The 24,111-nt window shown below is 55.2% G+C and carries 17 protein-coding genes; all 17 read right to left on the bottom strand.

What is annotated here, in order from left to right; translation table 11 throughout:
• Positions 1 to 23: 23 nt before the first annotated feature.
• The gene (locus DKK74_RS02710) at positions 24 to 1,316 is read right to left on the bottom strand and encodes a glycoside hydrolase 5 family protein (protein ID WP_110412631.1); all 1,293 of its coding nucleotides are present in this window, start codon (positions 1,314 to 1,316) and stop codon (positions 24 to 26) included.
• Positions 1,317 to 1,323: 7 nt separating this feature from the next.
• The gene (locus tag DKK74_RS02705) at positions 1,324 to 2,163 is read right to left on the bottom strand and encodes a carbohydrate ABC transporter permease (RefSeq protein ID WP_110412630.1); all 840 of its coding nucleotides are present in this window, start codon (positions 2,161 to 2,163) and stop codon (positions 1,324 to 1,326) included.
• Complete coding sequence (locus DKK74_RS02700; RefSeq protein WP_110412629.1) at positions 2,160 to 3,131, bottom strand: carbohydrate ABC transporter permease; 972 nt, start codon at positions 3,129 to 3,131, stop codon at positions 2,160 to 2,162. Before DKK74_RS02700 ends, DKK74_RS02705 begins: the two co-directional genes overlap by 4 nt.
• A gap of 2 nt (positions 3,132 to 3,133) precedes the next feature.
• Positions 3,134 to 4,435: an ABC transporter substrate-binding protein gene (locus tag DKK74_RS02695; RefSeq protein WP_110412628.1), complete on the bottom strand. Its 1,302-nt coding sequence runs from the start codon at positions 4,433 to 4,435 to the stop codon at positions 3,134 to 3,136.
• Positions 4,436 to 4,535: 100 nt separating this feature from the next.
• Complete coding sequence (locus DKK74_RS02690) at positions 4,536 to 7,685, bottom strand: alpha-mannosidase (RefSeq protein ID WP_110412627.1); 3,150 nt, start codon at positions 7,683 to 7,685, stop codon at positions 4,536 to 4,538.
• Positions 7,686 to 8,179: 494 nt separating this feature from the next.
• A complete protein-coding gene (locus DKK74_RS02685) occupies positions 8,180 to 9,157 on the bottom strand; it encodes an EndoS/ChiA family endoglycosidase (RefSeq protein WP_110412626.1) in 978 nt (325 codons plus the stop codon).
• Positions 9,158 to 9,245: 88 nt separating this feature from the next.
• Complete coding sequence (locus tag DKK74_RS02680; protein WP_219997346.1) at positions 9,246 to 10,109, bottom strand: carbohydrate ABC transporter permease; 864 nt, start codon at positions 10,107 to 10,109, stop codon at positions 9,246 to 9,248.
• Positions 10,096 to 10,917, bottom strand: coding sequence for a carbohydrate ABC transporter permease (locus DKK74_RS02675; RefSeq protein ID WP_211121203.1), 822 nt, complete (start codon positions 10,915 to 10,917; stop codon positions 10,096 to 10,098). The genes DKK74_RS02680 and DKK74_RS02675 overlap by 14 nt, the downstream gene beginning before the upstream one ends.
• A 113-nt stretch (positions 10,918 to 11,030) precedes the next feature.
• Positions 11,031 to 12,389 (bottom strand): extracellular solute-binding protein, encoded by a 1,359-nt coding sequence (locus tag DKK74_RS02670; protein WP_110412624.1) that lies wholly within the window; start codon positions 12,387 to 12,389, stop codon positions 11,031 to 11,033.
• The gene (locus DKK74_RS02665; RefSeq protein WP_110412623.1) at positions 12,382 to 13,308 is read right to left on the bottom strand and encodes an EndoS/ChiA family endoglycosidase; all 927 of its coding nucleotides are present in this window, start codon (positions 13,306 to 13,308) and stop codon (positions 12,382 to 12,384) included. Before DKK74_RS02665 ends, DKK74_RS02670 begins: the two co-directional genes overlap by 8 nt.
• A gap of 335 nt (positions 13,309 to 13,643) precedes the next feature.
• Positions 13,644 to 14,987: a xylose isomerase gene (gene xylA, locus DKK74_RS02660; RefSeq protein ID WP_110412622.1), complete on the bottom strand. Its 1,344-nt coding sequence runs from the start codon at positions 14,985 to 14,987 to the stop codon at positions 13,644 to 13,646.
• Positions 14,988 to 15,114: 127 nt separating this feature from the next.
• On the bottom strand, positions 15,115 to 15,702 hold the full coding sequence (locus DKK74_RS02655; RefSeq protein WP_110412621.1) for a hypothetical protein: 588 nt from the start codon (positions 15,700 to 15,702) through the stop codon (positions 15,115 to 15,117).
• Complete coding sequence (locus tag DKK74_RS02650) at positions 15,695 to 18,178, bottom strand: glycoside hydrolase family 2 TIM barrel-domain containing protein (RefSeq protein ID WP_110412620.1); 2,484 nt, start codon at positions 18,176 to 18,178, stop codon at positions 15,695 to 15,697. Before DKK74_RS02650 ends, DKK74_RS02655 begins: the two co-directional genes overlap by 8 nt.
• A 135-nt stretch (positions 18,179 to 18,313) precedes the next feature.
• Positions 18,314 to 18,760 (bottom strand): sodium:proton antiporter, encoded by a 447-nt coding sequence (locus DKK74_RS02645; protein ID WP_110412839.1) that lies wholly within the window; start codon positions 18,758 to 18,760, stop codon positions 18,314 to 18,316.
• Between the two features lie 11 nt (positions 18,761 to 18,771).
• The gene (locus DKK74_RS02640; protein WP_258334420.1) at positions 18,772 to 21,882 is read right to left on the bottom strand and encodes a glycoside hydrolase family 3 C-terminal domain-containing protein; all 3,111 of its coding nucleotides are present in this window, start codon (positions 21,880 to 21,882) and stop codon (positions 18,772 to 18,774) included.
• A gap of 180 nt (positions 21,883 to 22,062) precedes the next feature.
• Positions 22,063 to 23,361 (bottom strand): ATP-binding protein, encoded by a 1,299-nt coding sequence (locus DKK74_RS02635; RefSeq protein ID WP_110412618.1) that lies wholly within the window; start codon positions 23,359 to 23,361, stop codon positions 22,063 to 22,065.
• Positions 23,358 to 24,098 (bottom strand): LytR/AlgR family response regulator transcription factor, encoded by a 741-nt coding sequence (locus DKK74_RS02630; RefSeq protein ID WP_110412617.1) that lies wholly within the window; start codon positions 24,096 to 24,098, stop codon positions 23,358 to 23,360. Before DKK74_RS02630 ends, DKK74_RS02635 begins: the two co-directional genes overlap by 4 nt.
• Positions 24,099 to 24,111: the final 13 nt, after the last annotated feature.

Below are 24,111 nucleotides of genomic sequence, written 5' to 3'. Positions count from 1 at the left end.
AGCATGCCTTCGATCGGGCTTGATCAGGACTTTTTCCGTAGAAGGGAGGGATCGGATACAGCGCTGTAAGAGCTTCCGCCAACAGGTTTGATGGCGATGCACTCACTGATGCCCCTGTCCTGCAGCCAGCTGCTATCCGCCGCGTGCAGGGATGTGACCAGGGCCGGCCTTGCACCTTGACGGCTGAGTTCCATCCACTTGTTGAAGATAGACCCGCCAGGCGCACAGGCAGATCTCAGCAAAGGATCATCGTGCTCGTTCACGTCCACCACCAGAGCGGTGGACCTGGAACGAGAGGCCTCCTTGCCGGAGTAGTCCTTCGCCACCTGAGCGAAGGCCTGGCCTATGGGCTTGAGACGCTTCTCTTGATCGAACAGACCCAGCTGATGCTCAAAGGGTGGAAAATCACCGAATTGTTGGTCGACGTCATGCGAGCACCACCAGGTGATGCCGAACATGTCGCTGCAATCGAGAGCATGTTCCACTGAAGACCTGCAAAAGTCAGCGGCCTGATCTGCGCCCATTACATTGAGCGGGGCACCGATCTCCTGCAGCCAAACCTGCCGATGGGGCTGATTGGCAAAGGCCTTCGACAGTTCCACCAGGTACTCGGCATGACGCGTGCTCTCCTCGGCCAAGGGACCGCACTCCTGCGCGGCGCCGTTGAAAACCCAGGAATGAATGCAGGTCATGTCTCCGATGTTGGACGCATATCGAGGAAGAAAAGCGTGGCCATCCTGATACCAGGCTGCATCATTTTCGGAATGCAGAAGCACCCGGCCTTCCTGGGATGCCTTCTCCCTCAACGGGGTCAGCAACTCCAGCAGCCAGTCTTCAGCCTCCTTTGAGGTGGAGGGCATTCGACGCGGATGGACACGGTCAGTGAACTGGTTGCATTCATTTCCTATGGTCAGGCCACGGAAATGCGGCAGGTCCGCCAGGGCTTCATAGACTGATGCGACCAGCCGGGCCTGAGCCTGAACTGCATCCGGATCCGTGAACATATTGGTTTCATGCCATGAGACCAACCAGGAGGGCACGAAATCAAAACTGGACATGTGCCCTTGAATCACATCCGAATAGACATCCAACCCTCGTTCATCCGCCAGGGCGGCCATATGCCTCAGGTCGTCCAGAGCGGCACTGTTGATCCAGGTTCTGTTGGGCTGGAGCAGCGTCCACAGCGGGAAGATGCGGATATGATCCAGCCCAATGGAAGCAATGTCGTCGAGGTCTTTGGCGACGGCATCCCAATCCGGATGCAGCCAGAAATAGAACCAGTTATGGGAGGGGGTGTAATTGACTCCAAATTTCATGATGATGCTATTCCTTGATGCCACCCTGTTCCAGACCACGGAAGAAGTAGCGTTGGAAACAGGCGAAGAAGACCAGGATCGGTATCAGGGAGACCAAGGCACCCGCTGCTATCAATCTGGGATCCGAAATGAACATGCCCTTGAGTCGATTCATGCCCAGTGTGAGCGTGTAGTTTGACTCGTCGGAGATGACGATCAGGGGCCAGAGGAAATCATTCCAGGCGCCCACGAAGGCGAATATGCCGACGACAGTCATGGTACCTTTGACCTGAGGCACGCAGATCCGGTAGAACCGCTGCCAAAGATTGGCGCCGTCCACTTCTGCCGCCTCCTCCAGCTCGTCCGGAATGCCTTTGAAAGCATTGGTCATGAGCAGAATGTTGACAGCGCCCACCATGCCCGGCAGGGCGACAGCCAAAAGGGTGTTCTGCAGTCCGACGCTTCTGACAATCAGGAACTGAGAGATGACCACGCCCTCGACGGGGATGACCATGGTGCCCATGAAAATCGTGAAGAGCAGATTGCGCCCGCGCCACTTAAGCCGGCCCAGCGCATATCCGGCCATGGTCGAGAAGATGACGTTGCCGCCTATGGAAAGGATGGCGACAATTACTGTGTTCAGCATATACCGGAAGACCGGGACCTGCCTGAAGACGGATATGTAATTGTCCCAGGTGGGCGTCTTCGGGATGATATAAGGCGGAACCGCATAGACGTTGTCGCCCTTGCCCTTGAAGGAAAGCGACAGCTCCCAGACGAAGGGCCCCACCAGCAGGATAAAGACCAGTATGAGCACAAGGTACTGAATGACCTTGCCAACAGTGACTTTGGAGTGACTGCTTTTCATGAGTCCTCCCCCCGCTTCTGGATGATCTGCTGAAGAATCAGCATGGCTCCAACCACAACCAAGACAATCAGCGACAGAGCGCTGGCATAGCCCGTTCTGGCCTGGATGCCCGTGCCCTCCTTCTGGATGAGCATGGACATGGTGATGTCCTCGCCGCCGGGACCAGCCGTGCCGTTGGTGAGCACGTAGATTTCGTTGAACACGCGGAAGGCCGCGATGGTCGACAGCATCATGATCAGCACGATGGTGGATCTCACTCCTGGGATGGTGACATACAGGAATTGTCTTACCGGTCCTGCCCCATCCAGCGAGGCGGCCTCGTAGAGTGAGGCGTCGATGTTGGCCAGGGCGGTCAGGTAGATGACCATGTAGTATCCCAGACCCAGCCATATGGTGACGAACATGGATGTGAACAGTATCAGCCAGCGATCACTGAGGAATGGGATCGGGCTGTGGATGATGTGCAAGGACTCTAGAACCGAGTTGACCAAGCCCTTGGGGTCGAGCAGGTTGGTCCAGATCATTCCCACCACTACGGCTGACATGACCACGGGAGTGTAGAAAGAGGTCCTGAAGAACCCCATGATCCTAGAGTTCCCCTTGACAAGGTTGGCCAAGATCAGTGGAAGAATGACCATAAAGGGGACCACGCAAACCACGTACAAGGTGGAGTTGAGCAGCGCGGTCCAAAAATAGTCGTCATGCACGATCTTTACGAAGTTCTCGATGCCTACGAACTTGCCCGGTCGCAACAGCGTGGAATCGGTAAAGGCCAGCCGACAGGTATTCAGCGCAGCGACGATGACGAAGATGAAGACGATGGCAAAGGCCGGGAAGACAAACAGGTAGGGGGCCAGGGTCGTGGTCCAATGGGTCCCCTTGCCGCCTTGGACCCCGGCTTGGGGCCCGCCATGCCGGCCGAGGGCAGAAGCCTTCGGCCGGATGGCGGAAGAGTCAGCGCGGCTCATAGTTACTGCAGCTTCTCGTTGGCGTACTTGACGGCCTTGTCCAAAGACTCCTTAGCGGTCTGCTTGCCCTGCAGGGCCAGAGCGGCCTGCTGTTGCAGATAGTCCTTGCCATTGGCATCGGTGAACTCGGCAGGACGGCTTGAGTACCCGTTCTTTACGGAGTTCAGAGTAATTTTCAGGGCCTTGCCCTGAACATCGCTGGTGTCGATGTTGGCGTAGTAGGGATCATCAAGACCGCCCTTGCTGGAGGGGAAGGTGTTGGACTTCTTGGCGAATGCTAGCTGGTTCTTGGCATTGGTTACGTACTGGACGAAGTCCAGGGCGAGCGTCTTGTTCTTGGTCTGGGCGTTGACGGCCAGCATCTCATAGGCCAGGCTGGCAGACTTGCCCTGATCGCTGATCTTGGTGCCCACAGCCAGATGCTTGTACAAGTCAGGAGAGTTCTGCTTGAAGTCAGCCGCCGAGTAAGCGCTACCGCCCATGGCCACGATGGAGCCCTTCTGGAAGAACTCGCCCTGCTGAGACCATTGTGCGCTCAGAGCCTCCGGCGGGATTCCCTTCTTGTTGTAGAGGTCGACGAAGCGCTGCAGATGCTTGACAGCCTCGGGGGAATTGAAGATGTACTTGGTGTGGTCCTTGTTCATGATGGGGATCCCGGCCGATGCATAGTCATCGACGGCGCCACCCAGCATGGTGGACATATAGGCCCCGCAACCGCTATTGACCATGGTGTCTGCCTGAGAGAAGTAGTCGTCCCAGGTCACAGGCAGCTTGTTGGGGTCCAGTCCGCACTTCTGCATGAGCTCGGTGTTGTAATAGGTCGGTCCATCGTTGACGTACCAGGGGAAGCCATAGGCTCCCTCCTCGATGTCCTTGCCCTTGAAGGTGACTGCATTCCAGGCATTCTTGTAATAGTTGTTTTGGGCCTTGGGAGCTTCTTTACTGATGTTCATCAGGGCCCCGGCCTTGGCCAGGCCGTACATCAGTGAGGGGCCGGCATCGATGATGTCGGGCAGGGAGTTGGCTGCTGCGTCGGCGGACAGCTTCTGCTCGTAGTTGTCCGAGGGCTGATCGATCCACTTGATAGTGGTGCCGGGATGCGACTTCTCATAGGCCGCAATCAGGTTTTTGAAGTACGGAGTGTACTTGTCATTCTTCAGGTTCCAGGTCTGGAAGGAGATCTCGCCTGACGGCTTGCCATCTTTTGACCCGCCTGAACTGCTGCTGCTTCCTCCGCACGCCGTCAACGAACCCGCCATGGCAGTCGCGCAGATCAATACTGCTACCTTCTTCAGTGCTCTCATCGGAGCTTCCTTTCTTTTTACTACTCACTTCTTTGTGGGGGCTTCCGACCGGTCCAAATCGACGAACGAACCAGCCGGACAGACACCCTCGGTCAGGCGATCAGCGCCTGGAGAGTCTCAAGGTGGTGAACTGGAAGGGAACGAGATCCAGCAGGGCCCCGTCAGCTTGCCCACCCTGTTCGGAGCACAGGCCAGGCCGCACGCCTTCGGGCACAAGTCCGTCCTCCAAGGAGTTGGTCTCTTTCACAGTCGCGCCCTGCAGGACGGACCCAGTGTGCAGCCTGGCCTTGGAGGGCGACGAATCCGGGTTGTAGACCCTGACAATCACATCGCCGCTGTCGTCATCAGCCGTCTTGATCCAGTCGATGACGGTAGTACCCTGGATATCCTCGACGCCAGCCAGGGGCTCAACGGCAGGCAGTCCATGATGGAAGACCGGAGTGTTGAGGGCATAGGCTGCTTGCAGGATGTCGGCCTGGGTGTCCCCAGGGACGATGGACCAGGCAAAGCTGTGCTTGCCCCTGTCGGTATGCGGATCGGGAAAGACTGGAGCGGACAGGAGGGTCAGTCTGACCAGGGTACCCGCCTCTTTGCCGACCTTCTCGTCATAGTGGATCGGCGTGGTATCGCCGCCGTATGTCGAGGCGTTGACCACGCCGACGGCAAGGTCGTCGTCGCTGATCCTGACGAATCGGTGCGTGCAGCTCTCGAACTGAGCCTCTTCAGCAGCGTTGTTCTTCTGAATGGGCCTGTCGATAAAGCCGTACTGGCACTCGAATTGCGCATATCTGGCCTGAACGGCGACGGGAATATCCACCTTGAGCAGCTGCTCATCCTGGTGCCAATCCACATCAGCCGTAAAGTCCAACTGCCTGCCGCCCGGGGTCAGCCCGATCGTGGTGACGATTGTGGTTTCGCCATGCCGGCGTGATACCTGAACACCTGAATCCAAAGCCTCCATGGTGACTGGATCATCGACCGGAGAAGCAGTTAGCAGAGCATCGCGCTCCAGATCCCAGGCATCCCACATGTAGGGCTCATCCTTGAAGAGCTCGTATCCACCCACCGAGGAGCCCTGCGGGACCAAGTCCCTGCCGGAGGTCCTGTCAAGAATGGAATGGACTTCGCCATCCGAAGCGACTACGGCACGAATAAGACCATTATCCATAACGAATCCGTCGCCCTCTTGGCTGACTTGGACAGGCCTGATGTCCTCAGACCCCTCCTGGGCCTGGACTGGCCCGACGGCCTCCCAAGCCGTCTGGCCCTTGCCGTCCATAGGTACCAGCTTGGCATCAGACACCATGGAAGCCTGCGGCTGGGCGGAAGCTATAGCGCGGGCAGCCTCATCGCCAATCTGCTCCAGGCGAGCGATGTCCCTGCGGTAGTCTTCCCTGGCCAGCCTGTGCACCCAGGAGATGGCGGAACCTGGAAGAATGTCATGGAACTGGTTGAGCAGAAGCGTGCGCCAGATTTTGTCCAGCTCCTGACGCGGGTAGGTGTATGAGTCATCGACCAAGCCGGCGTAGGTGCACAGGTATTCGACCGTGCGCAGCATGGCCTCCTCCTGCCGGCAGCCCCGCTTCATATCCTGCTGAGAAGTCAGGGTCTTGCGGTGCAGCTCCAGGTAGAGCTCGCCCTTCCAGACGGGCATCTCGGAACCGGCCTCCGCGCGGATCTCTTCCTCGGACTGGCGGAAGAAATCTGCTGGAGCCTGATATCGCACCTTGGCCGACCCCTCTACATCATGCAGGCGCTCATAGCGTCCAAGCATCTCCCTGGTGGTGCCGCCGCCGCCATCGCCATAGCCGAACAGAACCAGGGCCTTGGTTGAGATGTCCTTGTCCTGGTAGTTTTCCTGAGAATGGTTGAGTTCACGGGCCGTCATGCTGGAGGCATAGGTATCCATAGGAGGGAAATGCGTGAAGATGGCCGTGCCGTCGATACCCTGCCAATCAAAAGTATGATGCGGGAATTTGGTTGTATCATTCCAGGAGATCTTCTGCGAGAGGAAGGAAGTCATTCCCGCACGGCGGGCAATCTGTGGGAACTGGCCCGTATAACCGAAGCTGTCCGGCTCCCAGACCACGGTCGTGTCTACCCCCAGATGCTCCCGGTAGTACCGCTTGCCATAGGTGAACTGGCGGGTCAACGACTCCCCTGATGGCAGCATGCCGTCGGACTCCACCCACATCCCTCCGACGGGGATGAACCTGCCTTCTTGGATGCGTTGCTTGACACGAGCGAAGAGATCAGGATGATCCTCCTCCAGCCATGCATACTGCTGGGGCGAGCTCATGGCATAGATGAATTGAGGATCGCGCTCCATCAGCGCAAGCATGTTCGAAACAGTCCGCGCAACCTTGCGTCTGGTCTCTCTCTTGGGCCAGAGCCAGGCGGAGTCAATATGGGAATGGCCCACTGCCGCATGATCCAGGGCACTGGGGGTCGCCGGCACTGCCAGTACACCAGCCAGGGCCTGCCGAGCCGGTGCGAGTGTGGCCAGGTCACGCTCATCATAAATATTCAGCGAGCGCTGCAGGGCCTTGCCCAGACGCCAATACCGAGGTTGGCTCTCGTTGCATTCGCGGATCAGCTGGGCCGTGACCTCGAGATCCATGTAGTAGTTCCATGCCTCATGGTCAAAATGGCAGACATCCATCTGCTTGAGGACATTGGGCTCATCTGCACGACCTGTGGTTCCCTCGCCCAGCTGCGTCTCCACAAATGCGGGGGTGCCAAGCAGGAGCGGATTGCAGGCCGCTTCCAGATAGATGGTAAAGGTTCCATCAGGGTTAATAACCGAAGCCTCGTCACGGGTCGGATTCCCGTCCAGGTCGGTCCCGTCGAGCGGAATCCAGCGGTTGCGAGGATTAACGGCCTTGATAATCGATCCATCGCTCCTATAGGCCTGGGCTTCAAAATGGCCGCCGGGCGCATCAGGATGCCAACCCAGGTCGACCACCAGCTCGATCGGGGCCCTTGTCGCCCAGTCGGCATCGACGCGGCCGGTCACCTCCATCCAGGTGGTCCCCCAGGTCGTGCCCCAGGTATCCCCCAGGGAGAGAGGCCGAAAGTCCACGCTCTTGCTCTGTACTTTCTCGAAGAACTCCGATGACGGTATCGGTTCCCCGGAAATGACGAAAGAGCGGACTTGGACCTTGCCCATGGGCCGCTCAATCTTCGGTAGCACGCGTTGACGCATGACACGGTCGCACTTGTCAAGCACGCGTTCTATCTTCAGCTGCATCCTCACAACCTCCTCGTAGGTCCGCTTCGCATCTCTACTAAAGCGGTTTAGTTTAATTGTACATTATCCAATCTCTAAACGATACCGTCTCGGAGAAAATGGCGTGTTAGCTGTTCACAAGTTCGAAATGTGACACAAGCCTGCCTTTCACAAGGATGCATTACTGGCAAAAGCGATATAAGAACATTTTCGAAACCTGCTCACGCTTCATGAAAACCCCAAACTTATGACAGTTTGCATTCTTCGACCACACTTTCAGCATTATGCTGCAGCTTCTCAAAATGGACTCTTGTTCACCGTTCGCGAATTGGCAACTTCCAGCGGTCAATGTCCGAGATTGTATCTTTACCGCCTATATGTTGAAGCGGCATTTTGCAATCAACGGTCCCCCTTAAAATCCGAAATGCAGCCTAAACAATCGGGACAGACTATCAACAATAAAAGAGGGTCCAGGTGCCGGAACGCAGAAGGACCCTCAATCTTTCAAATGGCCGTCACTCCTTGTTCATGGCAGCCGAGAGGGCCTTGGTCCATTCGAAGGTTGTAGGTTGAAGCTTGTCGTCGCCACGGCGCACTCCATCCCTATCGACGGCATACTCAAAAATGCCGCCTTTTTGTGCGCCATCAGCCCCGTTATCAGGCTCCCAAAGAGCGTACTGCATGGCCCTGCTGGTCGACATCGGCTCTTCGGTGTCATACCACCATCCGCCACGCTCCTCATAGAACGAGAAACCCGGAATGTACTGTCTGCTCTTAATCGTGCCCTTGTAGGTCTCCCAGTCCCGCTGGAGGGCCCCGACCGAACGCCCATAAGCGTCGGCGAATACGTAAGAGACCACGTCGGACACTCCTCTATAGAGGCTGTTGGTCCCAGGTTTGTTGGTGTTATAAGCAAAGATGGAACTCGGCTCAGGTGACTTGGGCCCGTAGTAGCTCGACATGGCCCTGAGAACCCCCGTGGCTCGTTGAACATCAGTGGAAGTCATGCTCGCCTCGGCATTGACGACAAAGCCGTCAAGTCCAGGGAAATAAAGATAGGACTTCTTGAGCTCGCTGGCGCGTTTGGCATATCCCTCTGCATTGCTCTCCATGGGCGAGAGAGACTGATGGTCATGAGAATCGTTGAAATCATCCTTATAGAAAAGGCTGATATCCAGACTCCTGATCACTTTTGTACCCTGCTTGTGCAGGGACTCAATTTGCCCAGGAAAAGTGTCCCAGAAGGCCTGAGTGGTCTCCGGGTTAGGGAAGGCGATAGCTATGTCCACCTGCTTGGGCAGATCCGACATCGAATTGAAATTGACCGTCGGATCCGAATGCGTATCCCTCCAGGCTCTAAAATAGGCAACCGTCATCTCGTGGGTCTTCCCCTGAACAGCAGGCTCAGCCCAAGCAGTAGCCGCTCCTACCGCGGACGTTCCGGCTAAGGCCAGAATGGCTATTGATGCCGTTATCAATCTCCGAATTTTCATGGTTGATCTCTTTTCAAACTTGCCTTTGCTTTAACAGAAGCAGATAAAATGTCGATTCCCTCCTCTCCATAGCATCGACACTTCGCTTCTACTCCTTGACTGCACCTGCAAGCAGGGTTTGATTGCCAATGTATCTATTCGTAACTTCGTAAATAATCAGAATAGGTATCGAATACAGCAGCGAGAAAGCTGCCAGCTGGCCATAGGCAACCGTGCCATGCTGCCCGAAGAAAGTGTATATGCTGACGGCTGCCGGTTCCTTATCCGGAGACATCAGAAGCATGAAGGGAACAAAGAAGTTCCCCCAGTTTCCAGCGAATTCCGAAATAAAAATAACCAGAAGCGATGGAACCATCAGAGGCACGACCACATGGAACAGGGCCTGCATTCTCGTGGCTCCATCCACCCAAGCAGCTTCCTCCAAGGTAACCGGGACAGAATCCATGAAATTCTTCATCATGAAGATGCCCTGCGGCAATCCGCAGGCAGTCATGAAAAGGATGGTCCCGGTCAGTGAATCAATCAGGTGAAGCTGAACGAATATCCCGTAAACAGGGACCATCATGGCTGTAATCGGCAAACAACTGGCGAAGAGGATGGCGTTAACGGTCCGGTTGGTGGTCTTGGAACGGAATCTGGAGAGAGGATAGGCTGCCAGGACCGAAAAAGTCACCACCAGGACCGATGTACCAATACTGATAATCAGCGAGTTGACAATAGGCAACCCGAAGGTCTGCATGTTGAATACCTTCACGAAGTTCTGGAAGGAAAAACCCAAGTTGAACGAAGACAGGGTTGCATGCGTATTGAAGGAGGCCACCAGCAGCCAGAGCATAGGCGCAGCGAATAGAAACCCTATTAGGGCTGTCAGTACCGCAGCGACCAGCTTCATCCAGTCATACCTGTGTGGCGCGTTCATCCGTGGATCAACAGTGGCTTCAGTCTTCATCATTCGTCCTTAGCAGCTTGATATAGAGCACCGAGAAGAGGGCACCCACGACGACCAATATCACCGAGATGGCGGTTCCATATCCCAACTTCGAGAAGTTGAAAGCCTCCAGGTAGGCAAGAACGGGAAGGGTGCTCGAATTCGTGCCAGGTCCCCCGCCGGTCAGCACAATGATGATGCTGAAGACAGAGAGCGTCTGCAGGGTGATCAACATCAGATTGGTAAGAATCGAGTGCCGCATGATAGGCAGCTTGATTCTGAAGAAAGACTGCCAGGCGTTCGCGCCGTCTATCTCAGCGGCTTCGATAACATCCTTGGAGATGTCGTTCAGTGCAGCTTGATAGATGAGCATGGAAAAGGCAGTACCGCGCCAGACGTTCACAATGATGACGATGGTCATTGGATGGTAGTAAAGAAGAGCCGACCAATCAGCTCCCACCACCTTGCCCAAAGCGTCAAGAGTGCCTCCGCCAGCAAAGAGCGCATAGGCGCAGTAGCACCCGACAATGTCCGGAATGACCCAAGCCAGAACCACTATTGAGTCCACGACCTTCGTCAGTCTTCTGGGCGCTTTTTGACTGAGCAGAGCCAATACCATGCCCAGAATGTTCTGCCCAATTAGTGCCGAGGCTAGAATCAGAAGAATGGTAAGCCAGAGGGACTTGGGAAAAACAGGATCCGTAAAAAGCGCTACATAGTTCTTCAGGCCGACAAAGTGTGGGTTGACAGCCGTTGAGCCAACCATTGAATAGTCGGTCAGCGACGCATATAAGGACCATATGATTGGGCCAAGCAGGAAAAGCACCATCATCGCCGCTGCTGGCAGAATCGGGGTGTAGTGCTCAGCGTTTATCAATTTCTTTCTTGTGCTGCTATTCATTTTCTTCTCTCAGTCACGAAAGAAAACCAGCGAATGGAATTCGGTTACTTCGCGGCTTCTGTATGATCGGCACCTACAGTTTTGGTTATCGCAGAATCGTATTCGGCTGCTGCATCCTTGACTGACTTCTGGCCGGTCAATACGCTTTCCGTGGCTATGGCGACCTGGTCGGACACCTCTTTGTACTGGGAGTTCGCCGGCCTGTACTGACTGTACTTGGCCAAATCCGTGAAGAACTTGATAGTGGGATTGGATCCCAGGTATTTCTTGTCTTGCTCTACATCCTTGCGTACTGCGATTGATCCGGAGATTGTGTCGTACGCTGCAGCGTGCTTCTCATTTTGGAAAACTTTAAGTGCTTTGAAAGCAAGATCAGGATTCTGCGTATGGCTGGACAGCGCCAGGCCCCAACCGCCAGACATGGAGATCAGACCAGGCTTCTGCCCGTTCTGAGTTGGGAATCCACACCAGCCAATATGCTTCTGCCAGTCAGCCCATTCGCTGTCGCCGCCGGGCATCCACGATGAAGCAAGCCAGTTGCCCTCGATCGACATCCCTAGTTTGGACTGAGGCATCCACTGTTGCCCGACCTTGTCACCAAGCTGAGGATCCAGAGCCTGCTGAGGCGTGGGTGCCAGACCCTTGCTGTAAATATCCTTGATGAACTGGAGGGAGTCTTTGAATTGCTTGGAACCAGTGACCCACTTCTGAGTCTTGGTGTTGTACAGTGTGCCGCCCTTGGTGCCATAAAGAAGCATATCGAAGCCCTGCATGACGGAGACCTCACCCAAAGGACGGCCGGCATAGAGGTTCATCGGTATTACATCGGGCTGCGTTTTCTTGATCTTCGTCGCCGCATCGATTACCTCATCCCAGGATTTAGGCTGCCAGTTGTCACTCAGGCCGGCCTTCTTGAGAATGTCCTTGTTATACCAGATACCCCTGGTGTCAGTGCCCAGAGGGACTGCATAGATTTTTCCATCATCGGCTTTGCCGGCATTCTTCGAACTGTCAAAATACTGCGACCAGTCCTTCCATCCCTTCAGTTGATCATCAATGGGCTTCAGGTAACCAGCTGCGACATAGGGACGGATCATTTCCGTGTCAAGGATCATGAGGTCTGGAGCGGTTTTTTCGGATTTGCTCATCAAGGCCAGCTTGCTACCGTAGTCATCCCCGTTCGACTTGATAGGCTCCAGCTTCAGAGTAGCGCCTTTGTTCTCAGACTCAAACTGGGCTTTGACGTCTTTCATCCACTTGCTTATGGCACTGGTGTCTCCGGTGGCCTGGTAGGCAAACTTGACTGTTTTCTTATCCGATTCGGAAGAGCCGCACGACGATAAAATCCCGACGCTGGTAGCCGCAGCCAGCAACATGACTGATATTTTCCCTAGTTTATTCATGAGAGACTCCTTTGTTCTCCAATTGCTCTTTTACATAGTGCATAGTTTTAAAATCGGTTCGCCTCAACCGATCGTCACCTTGGGCAACCCCATCGCGATCTATTGCATAGGCGAACAGTCCTCCTGTGCGGTTCGAACCAGCCGGATGCCAGAATAGGAGGTCTTTGACCCTGCTTTCTTCAAACGGATATGTGACATCACCCCATCGAGGGCCTCCTTCTTCATAGAATGAAAAACCAGTGACGAATTTTGAAGCGGGGACAAAGTCACGAACCTGCTCGAAAAGTCCCTGAATACGACGAACATCCATGCCATAGGTGTCAGCAAAGTAATAGGAGCAATCCTTATAGACCTGAGCAATCAGACTGGTCTGAGGCAGAAGAATATCCTGATCGAAAATCATGAGGCGCGAGGACGCTGAACCAGGGCCCCACTTTTTCGCCAAAGCATGAAACACCTCGGCTGTAGCAGCCATTTGCTCGGACTCAGGTTCATGATCGACATCGATCACCAGGCCGTCGTAGTCAAAGGGCTTCAGGTAATTGGCAATTATCTCGTCGGCACGGCGATCTGGTCCGCCGTTTTCTTCGCCAAGCCTGCTGAAAGTGTGGACTTTGCCGCAATCCTCGTAGGTATCCTGATAGAGGCAGTCCAAAAACAAGGTTCTGACTACCTTTGTGCCTTGCGAATGGAGTTTTTCGATGTAGGCCGGCAGAGCAACCCAAAAATCATCATCGACTTCTCCATTGGTGATGATTGACACAAGATCCAGATCTGCGGGCACATCGCCAAGCGAAATCGAATCCCCTCTCGGCTTTCCGCAGTTATCGTGCCATGCGCGGTAATAACCGGCCAAAATAGGTCCTGGTTCATCACTTTCGCGATTACTGTCTGGCCTGCCCTCAGCCTCATTCGACATCGACAACCTCCATGTTGTTCGCAGTAGTTCTTCAATGATTTACTAAAGCGATTTAGTTCCATTATAGCCCCTTACCACATAAGAACTACAACAATCCTCGGAAACACAGAAAAGTCGCTTAAAAGAACAGAAATGCGAATACTTCCGGAATGGCTATTCCTCAAGCCTTAGGCATTACTCAAATCAGAAAATCCCCGCTTTATTTTTCCGCAGACATATCCGAGTGTCTCCTCACCATGACACGCAGCAATCCCGGATAGCCCAAAGCGCATAAGAAACCCCTGCACGACGGGGCGAATTCCCTCGCACAGGGTTGAGCGATGCTTGGTTAGATCTCAGGCCTGAGCCAGAGCCTCGACGATATAGTTGTTGATGGTGGCCTTGACCACTTCAAGATGGTCGGATTTGTCGGCGGCGATCAGTTCAGCCTGCGGCTTGTCAAGGCTGTACTCCTCAAGGGAGGCCAGCGTGGCCGTGCCGTCCTCAACCGTGGCGCCGATACCAGACTCGAAGGAGGAGTAGCGCTCCTGCTGCAGCTGCTCGATGTAGCCGTCCTCATGCATCTTGGCCGCGACCAGCAGACCGGCGGCATAGGTGTCCATACCCACGATGTGGGTCCTGAAGAGGTCCTCTGGCAGGAAGGAGGAACGGCGCGGCTTGGCGTCGAAGTTCAGGCCTCCGCGGGGCCCGATGCTCCCGTTGGCCAGCACCTCCCACATGACGGCGGTGGCATCGTAGAGGTCCGAGGGGAACTCGTCCATGTCCCAGCCGATCAGCTTGTCGCCCTGGTTGGCATCCAGGGATCCCAGGAATCCGGCCTCGCGGGCCACGCGGACCTCATGCTGATAGGTATGCATGGCCAGGTTGGCGTGGTTGCCCTCGATGTTGAGCTTGAAGTTGTCCTGCAGGTCGTAGGTGCGCAGGAAGTTGATGGTGGTGGCCGCGTCGTAGTCGTACTGGTGTAGCGTGGGCTCCTTGGGCTTGGGCTCAATCAGGAACTGCGCGTCGAAGCCGATCTCCTTGGCGTAGTCCACGCACATGTGGAAGAGGGTAGCCATATGGTCCTGCTCCTCTTTCATGCGGGTGTTCCAAAGGGATTCGTAGCCCTCACGGCCGCCCCAGAAGACGTAGTTCTCAGCGCCAAGCCGCTTGCCGATCTCCAAGCTGTGCTTGAGCTGGCCTGCCGAGTATGCATAGATGTCAGCAAAGGGCGAGGTACCGGCGCCGGCCTCGAAGCGGGGGTTGGTGAAGAGCGACGAGGTGTTCCAGAGCAACTTGACGCCAGTGTCCTTCATGGCAGCTTCGATGCGGTCGATCACCTTGTCAAGATTGGCATCGGTCTCGCGCAGGGTGTCGCCCTCGGGAGCCAGATCGCGGTCGTGGAAGCAGAAGAACTCGACCCCAAGCTTGGTAAAGAGCTCGAAGGCGTAGTCCACCTTGGCCAGCGCCTGATCCATGGGATCGGTGTAGCGGTAGTAGGGCCTCTGCGCGGTGGGATCGCCAAAGGGATCCACCAGACCCTGGTTGAAGGTGTGCCACCAGGCTACGGCGAAGCGCAGCCAGTCCTTCATGGGCTTGCCGGCCACCACCTTATTCTTGTCGTAGTAACGAAAGCCCAGGCCCTCCTTCACGCCCTGGCGACCCACGTATTCGATCTTGTCGACGTCCCACAGACCCATACGAAATGCTCCTTTGCCTATTGCATTTGCTTTTACAGCGTTCACAGGGGAGGAAACCGGTTCCTTCCTCCTGATCAACAAGATTAGAAGGATGGATCGATTTTGTCAATTCGTTGAATTATATCCTTCACTGGCCTTTCCCCGAGACTGTCTGCGGCTTGCCCTCGGGGAAGATGATGGCGTACACGGGAAAGTAAATGACCATCTGCACGCCACCATTGATCACGGTGATCAGCACGTTATAAACCGACGGCGGAAAGAAACGTTTGCAGACGGGCACGTATAGCCCCATCAGCACAGAGCAGACGACGGTGATGGCGACAAAGGCGATGATATACCAGAAAATCTGATACCAGATATTGCCGTGCGACTTGAAAGTGACATTGCGCTGCATAGGAAAATTGACGCATTGGGCAACAAAAAGGGTGAACGCAAAGGCAGCGAAATATCCCATGCCACCAGTGGCATCGCCGGTCACCGGGTAATCGAACACATAGGTATCCACAACGCCAATATGAATATGCCCAAGCTGAGCAGGTATCGAACACCAATCCGTAAACCGATAGACGACCTCCGGCAAAAAAGTCAGCATCAAATATTGCAAAAGCGTCACCAACAGGGAGAAGGCATAAAAGGTGAGAAACTGGGCGATCCGCCGATGACGGGATGCAAATCGTCTCCAGCGCAGGACCACAACCGAACGGATGTCACGCATGGCTCTCCTCCGCTGTCAACTCCTCATCACGTATCGGAATGCAGATGGCGCTTTGATGACGGCCGTCGGAAATCTCAAAGTCAAGCTTTGACGGACTCTGAAGGCTAACTGACCGATCGGCCTGCACCACTGCCAATGCCTGGCCGTAATAGCTGCGCGTATGCCCCTTGAGAAATCCCTCAGGATTATATGGTGCCGCACATCCAAGGGCCAGCAGCCGACCGCCCTGCACATGGCAGGCCAGCTCCCCATGGACCATCGGCTTATCGATTCCTTGATCATCCGTGTATCTCACCCGCAGGAAACACAGCCCGCCTGGACGTACATACTCTCGATCGGCATCCAAGGTAATTATCGTTTCTGTACCGGCAGAGCGTAGCTCCTGTCGGCCAATCAACTGACCGGACCGGTCGTATGCCAAAGCCTCCAGCATCCCGTGCTCATAAGGGCAGGAAAAGCGGAACCTAGTGCTTCCGTGCGAACGCGAGCGCCCTACGCAACGTCCATTGAGCCTCAAGACAACCTCATATGCTCGGGCATATACCTCTACTTGTGCAGTCCGGCCCTCGCATCCATCCCAGCTCCACGAATCCAGGGCATCGGTCATCTTCCAAGCGCTGGGGGAATGCCGCTCCCCCGCATGGTTGACGGGTCGAACCGCAAGATAGGGACCAGTTTCAGCCCCTAATGCCACACGGGTATACAGGGCCTCGCCCAGGGGCCTGCCGGTCAGGTCCAGACGTCCGGAACCTGCAGTAAGCCAACCGAAGCCGCTGAACCGCGGCGCCTCCTGCCGATACTCCCAGGCTCCTACGCCGACTTCGCCCAGATAGTCCATTCCCGCCCAGACGAAGTCGCCGATCAGACGCGGATTCCGGTGGGCCAGACGCATGAATTCGTCAGCATCACTGCAGAAGGTCTCGGTGCCCAAAATAAGCCTATGAGGGTACCGGCGCAGATCATTTGCGTATCGTTTGATGCCATAGTTATATCCAGCAACGTCCATGCAGGCGAAGGCTCCGCGCGTCCGACGGTCGCAGGCTGGCAGGGTGGCCCCGGTCTTCATGAAATTAGCCCCCATGATTCCCGCCATGTCGTTGAAGAACTGGCTGCCTACCGCACCACGGTGCCGGCTCTGTGCGGAACCTGTATTTCGTTTGGCGCCTTGTGCTGCCTCCTTTTCGGCTTTTTTATCCGAATACACGCCTAGTCCGATGGAGCTCAGAAAGTTGAAAAAGATATTAACGCCGCATGTCACGGGTCGACCGGCATCCAGCCCGTGCAGAACCTCGACCATGCGTTTGGTCAGTTCAATCCCCTTCGGCTGTGCGGTTTCGCTGACCTCGTTGCCGACAGAGTACATGATGACCGATGGATGGTTGAAGTCCTTTGCCACCATGTCGGCCAGATCCCGACGCCACCATCGCGGAAAGTACTGCACATAGTCATGCAGCGTCTTGTGTATGTACCAGTGGTCTATGTACTCGTCCAGGACCAGCATACCTAGACGGTCGCAGGCCTCCAGAAAGCTCTTGGAACAGGGGTTGTGGGCACTGCGGATGGCATTGTAGCCGTTGTGCTTGAGCAGCCTGACCTTCCGCTCCTCGGCCTCAGGCCAAGCACAGGCGCCAAGAATCCCGTTGTCATGGTGGACGCAGGCCCCTTTGAGGATTCTGCGGACACCATTGATGAGCAGGCCCTGATCTCCCCAGGCGACAGTCCGTATGCCGAACCTAGCCCGCGCGAGGTCCTGGCAGCCCGAGGAGGAGACGAAGAGGACCTGGCATTCATACAACGTCGGGCTCTCAGGACTCCACGGGCTCGCATCAGGAAGATCGATATCCGCCTGGGCCTTTCCTTCCGCATCCACAGGAACCTCGACATCAGCCAAGAATTCTCCCTGTTGCGCATCGGTGGGCAGAATGCGAATCTGCGCAGTCCCTGCGGACGAGGCCTGCAAAGACACGTGAATGGCGCAGGGGTCGGTGCCCAGGGTGGAGACTTTGATGCCGCCGGGGCGGATGCATTGCGCCTCAGCGGTCCACAGCGTGACGGGGCGGTAGATGCCCGCCCCTGAGTACCAGCGGGAATTCGGCTGTTCAGCATTGCGCGCGACAACACGAATCGTCCCCTTGCCGCCTGGCTGCATTTTCCCGCTCAGATCGACGAAAAACCCCGTGTACCCATAAGGATGGAAGCTCAGTTTGCGATCGTCCAGCCAAACTTCGCTGTGTTGATATACCCCCTCGAACTCAAGAATCATTGTCTCATGCGGACCCAGTCCGTCCGTGCGGATTTCCTTGACGTATTCGTAGTCACGCCCCACAAACCATCCGCTGTTGGCCCCACTCGGGGCATCGGGTCTCCTGGGTTCCCCCAGCATGGCATCGTGGGGAAGCTCCACAGACGTCCAAGGCTCATCCCTCTCCTGCAAATGGCGGTATCGCCACCCCTGGTTCCACTCAGTTGCTTTCATGAAGTTCCTTCACTGTGTCGTAAGGTCTTGCCAACCGCCATCCTTTGAAGCCGGAGTGGCAGCCGACAAGACCAGTTCGAGAAAAGGCCGGCCGATGCCTAAAACTGGTGCCGACCCTTACTGCGTCCTTAAAAATCAGACCTTAGACCCAGAGCCTGCGGAAATGGCGAGCGGTCGGGGCTCACCGCAGAAGCGGACAATTACTGCCACGATGGCCACCGCATATCCCGCAACTCCGAGAATGGACCAATTGAGCGCCGTCTGCTCAGACGGGGGGTAATTGACCGGGATGAAATAGACATCCGCCGCCAATCTGACCCGCGACATGGCAAATACTGCGAAGGCAATCAACAGGAGCACCTCAGCCGCAAGAGACCTCATGGAAGCTACAACACTTTGCTCTCCATCAAGCCGGGCCAGCTCGACCGGTGCCAGGCACACCCATGCCAGCAGCGTGCAGACGATCACTACTGCGCTCAATCCTTTTCCAGCAAGATACCCCGTCATTGACGAGGCCAGGTAAATAGCCAAGCCCGCCACGGAACACACCAATGCCGTCCAGAGGCTGCCTTTACGTTCCATGTGCCACCTGATCATCGAGCACCTCCTTCGTCAATATCTGCACCAGATGTAAGCGATTTACCTGACGAACGCCGCCAATCAAGTACGCAGCCAACCAATCCAAGCAAGGTGGCCAGAGCTGTAAGGGTGATGCCCGCAAGATACAATCCACGCCACCAGGTAAGCGTGTTCTGTGTATGCGTAGTCTCATTGACACCATTCATCGCATTGGAGTTGGCCAGCGCCCACAAAGCGTAGTGGATATCCTTCCGGATTGCCGACAGCATGGCTTTGTCGGAGCTTAGGGTTTCGGGATTCCAATATTCGACTCCCTGATTGCCGAATCCGCAAAAGGCCGTGGTTCCTGCCAGCAGAGACTCCTTGGGAGACGCATGAGGCGAGACCGAGGTGAAGTCAGTCACCGAGTAGCCTGTGAATCCCCACTCATCCCGCATGATGTCGTTCATGACACCAGCATTGGCACTGGATGCCACGGCGCCGATGCGATTAAAGGAAGTCATTACACCCAAGGCTCCTTGACGATAGTCGCCATGGGGGTGAGCACGGCCGTCGAAGTCATCCGGTTTGCCCTTGGCCTCGAAAGCCTGTTGTATATTGCGCAGATCCATCTCGCGAGCCTTCTGCTCGCTCATGAAGACCGCAATGCCAGAACGATTGATCTCCTGATCGTTGAAGGCAGCATGCTTGATATTGACCAGAGTGCCCTTGGATTGTGCCCCTTGGGTGACAGCGCTTCCCATGTATCCCGAAAGGATAGGGTCCTCGGAATAATACTCGACAGCACGGGAATTGTAAGCATGCCGATGCAGATTCATGGCCGGGCCGATCATGATTGGAAGATTGAAGACCAGGCTGCTTTCGCCCAAAGTGATTTGACCGTGCCGGTAGCCCAGAGCCTTGTTCCATGAATATGCCAGGTTGACGGGAGATGGAGCTACACGAGAGCTCTTGTCTGCATATTGGTCAGCATCGGCGTAAGGCTTGCCGCGATAAGTGCCCTCCTTGAGGTAATGTGAGTCCGATCCACCAGGACCGTCATCAGCCGTCATTGCCTGAAGTCCGACGGAAGGTATGGCGCCGATGGCATGTAAGGCCTTTTCAGCGAATGACATGAATTCTTTGACCGGAACCTTGTCTACGATTTCTTTCCATCGAGGATCATCGAATCGAGCGTTCTTCATATCATTGATAGTCAGGGAACTCGATGCCTTCCCCGTCTGAGTCTCCTTGGCATCAGCATCGTGCTTCAGAGGCACAAAATCGTTGTTGAGCAAAGTCGCCAATCGTCCATCGGCCTTGAACCCCTTGTAAGTTGATGGGAAGGTACCGGACCAGTCGGATCTGGTCAGATACTTGACGCTCCCTGGCTTAAATGCGTTGTAGTCCATAGCGTAATCGCCACGGGAAAGATGGTTGACAATCTTTTTGCCGGTCTTCGATGTAGAGAAGGTCTTGTCATCTATTCCACCCTGCCAGGACCAACGGTAGGCCTTGGCAGCATCTGCATGTCCTCCAGGCACCGACGTTCCCTGGGCAGCAAGTACTGAATTCAAGGCCTGGTGTGCGTCATCGCCAATGGCAACGAAGTAGTCGCCTGGATCCAAAATGTAAGTGCCGGCGCCAGAGGCATCATAGCTGGCCAAGTTGGCCAAGTCGACTGTCATGGTCACAGTCTGGCTTTCTCCGGGTTTGAGCGTGTCGGTCTTTGCAAAGTCAAGCAGGGCTATGGCCGATTTCTCAACATGCTGCCGACGGTCATAGTCAGTGTAGGGCGCAGAGCCATAGACTTGGACCACTGATTTGCCTTTACGCCCGCCTGTGTTGGATACGGTTACGCGCACCTTTGCCGTTCGCTTGTCGCCAGCAATTTTTACAGAATCCAAATGCTGACGGAAGCTCGTATAGCTCAGGCCATATCCAAATGGATACACGACCTCATGGTCGTAGGACCACTCCCCATCAGCTGTGGCCGGAGCACCGTCACGGTCGGACCAGGTCCCCGCTTTAGCCTGTTTGCCGCCCTTGCCGCCAACTATGTCCGCATACCTGGTCTCGTAGTACCGGTAACCGGTGTAAATGCCCTCAGCCTCTATAAGATAGGAATTGACCGCAGCTTCCTTCGAGAAGTCGGCTGCATTGGCCCAGGGGATATTGCCGTAATTACCCATAGCCGGCGCCAAAGCGCTGTTGCGGGCCATGACATCACCCAATCGCGCCGAGGGCGACACCACTCCGGTAAGCACATCAGCCAGGGACTCGAAGCCATAAGCTCCAGGGAAGCCGATCCACATGATGGCGCTGATCCGCGGGTCATCCTTCAGATCGCCTATCTCCATGGGGTTGACCGAGTTGATGAGGACAACGACTTTCTTGAAGTGAGACTCTGCCTCGCCTATAATATCCTTCTCTTTTTGAGACAAGGCCAATATATTGCCGGTCGAAGTCGAGACACCGGGCGCAAGGCCGCGCTTGCCTGGATAATATCCGTCGCCGTTTTCTCCGCCAGGTCGGCCTACAACGACAATAGCCGCATCGCCAAACTGTGCATATTGCGATCTGAAGTCCGGATTGAGGCCTGTCAATTCATCAATCGATAATTCACATGGGTCGTTGTATTTGGTGATTTCCGCGTATTCAGGCAATATGCCACCGCCGAACTTGGGAACCGTCCATTTCTTGCCTTTGAAATACTGCTGATATGCCTGGAGCGTGGATGGATTCAGCCGCAGTCCCTTCTTGGTGAAAGCCTGGGTGATCTGCTTAGTGGAATGCCCGTCAGTGACGGAACCTCCCGAACTGCCATAGATTGGCGCGAATCCTCTGACGCCCAGCATGGTCACCTTCGCATGCTCGGCAAGCGGGAGAGCCTCATGGTCGTTCTTGAGCAGGGCGAAAGTTTCCGGCGCCTCCTGAAGAGCTTCTTTTCTGAAGCCCTGATATGCGCTTCTTGCACTTTTGAATTCGGAGGCATAGGTCCAGGCGTCCTTGCCGTGGGCGGATTGATCAGTGACGATTCTCTGGCTCCTTGTGCCAAAAAAGGCATCGATCGATGTTCTATAAGTCTCCAAGACGAGGCTCGCCATGATTACCAAAGCGAGCAACAGGGCTCCGACGGACGTCATCGCCCTCCATAGCCGCGATTTCTTCGACATGTATTCTCCTTTTCTCGCATTGGCCGCGAGTTATGGCCGTCGCCTTCATTGGCCAACGCATCATCCCGGCCGCTGCAGATTTCATTCTGCAACCGGCAGGTTCCACCGGCAAGACCAGGTGCCTGAACGGTCGAATTACGGCCTCGAACGTCAAGAAGCGCTCGGCAAGACAATGGTGAGAATGAACAAGTGATCCTCAGCCTTGATGAACAGCTTGCCATGGTATCGCTTAGCGATCATCGACATAGAACGTAGGCCAAAGCCATGATCACGCTCATCGCCCTTGGTGGTCATAGGCAGCCCATTGAGGAACCTGATTTCGCCAGGAAAGGGATTCTCGACCCGGATAAGCACCATACCCACGCGATTTTTCACATCAAGGCTGATATATCGGCCATCTTTGGGCTCGAAACCAGCGAGCGCCTCCAACGCATTATCCATGGCGTTACCGAAGAGCGCATAAACATCAGTAGGATTCATGAACCCGAGCAGAGCCCCGTCTATCATCCTGTCGAACCTTATGCCACGACGTTCACAGACCAGAGCCTTCTGAGTCAACAGCACATCTAGAGCATCATTGCCAGTGTGCACCGAAGCATCATAGACATCTACCAGATTGGTAAGACTGTTCATCTGATCGGAGGATAGCGCTTGGCCATACTGGGTGATCTGTTTTTTCAAATCATGCGCTTTTACATTGACCAGTTCAATGGTTTCCTTGGATGCCGACATCTGCCTGCGTTGCTGACGGAGGAGCTGACGAAGCAGCTCCCCCTCGTACCGCGCCTCCTGCTTGTCTTCCAGACCAATGCACAGCGAGAGCAGAAGAATGCAGGCCAGCATGTCGAAAGCGCTAAAAACACCTGTAACTCGAGGTCCAATGGGCGGCCTTATGGCATTGATTACATTAGTGAAGACACTGACGCACAGAAACATACCTGCCAGCGTTGCCAGCAACGATTGCCCTTGGATGCGGATTTCACGATGATTTTTGAGCTTTCTCGCCCAGAGCAGGTACGAGCACAGCAGCATAGGTATCAAGGCAAGACCATAGACCGATGGCCGAAAGGACGCGCTCACTCGGTCTGTGGATATCAGGGTCACCATCGTTGCACCGCGATAACAAAGATGCTGGGTTGTGCCTCCAAGCACGAAGTACAGGAGGTCCTGCCGCAAATCCACTCGCCAGATGACCGCGATCCATAGAGCCAGCAGGAGGAAGACCACCAGGTTATCAACCATAGCCAACCAAGGGGAATCACGCGCGTATCTGTTCCATACGACGGATTGTGCGAGCATAACCACCAGCACCACACCGCCCCAAAAGATGCCCCGTCGGCGCCGTTCCAAGCGATAGGTGTAGATCAGTGTGGCAATCACGATCTCGAAGATAAAACCGTTCCGCTGTAGAAACAGAAGAACAAGATCCAGCACCCATTGAACCGTCATGTCAAACCCATAGCAGTTGGGCGCACCATCTCATTTTCCCTGGCCAACTCTAGAGCCAGGGACTGCATGAACTGCCTGCGATGCGATCTGCCAATAGTCAGATGACAGTTTCCTGTAACAATCACCTGCTTACCTTTGACAGCCAGGATGTGACGCACATTGACCAAATAGGCCTTATTGCATCGTAGGAATCCACGATCTGCCAGTTGACCCTGAACGGCTTTCAATGTACCGGTGGCCTCCACCGATTCACCGTCACCGTGATAGATCAGCCTGTGACCACGGACTTCAATATAAACTATGTCCGCTAGACGTAATCGCCGTATACCGTCCCGCCTACTCACCGTGATAGTCGAGGCGCCCTGCTGAATAAGAGCGACAGCCCTATCCAATTTCCGGCAAAACTCGGTGTAGCCAACTGGTTTGACCATGTAGGCCAAGGCATCCACCTCGTAGCCAAGAACCGCATACTGGGCCATGTTCGTCACGAATATCAGCACCACGTATCGATCCAAATCCCGCAAGCGCCGGGCCGCTTCCATGCCATCCATGTTGGGCAGCTGGATATCCATGAGGACCAGATCCCAATTCGGACGGTATCCCTGGAGAAAAGCGGTGGGTTCAGAGAAAACCACAACCTTGATGCCTAGACCGCACTCGTTTCCGTACCGCCGCAAGTACTCCGACAGGGTGCTGGCAGCAGACGGGTCATCTTCGACCAGAGCCACCCTGAGCATAGAACCTCCTGTC

It is taken from the genome of Bifidobacterium asteroides (assembly GCF_003202755.1).
GTDB lineage: Bacteria > Actinomycetota > Actinomycetes > Actinomycetales > Bifidobacteriaceae > Bombiscardovia > Bombiscardovia asteroides_F.
Note: the sequence above shows the minus strand (reverse complement) of the source record. Positions and strands in the feature narration are given on the sequence as shown.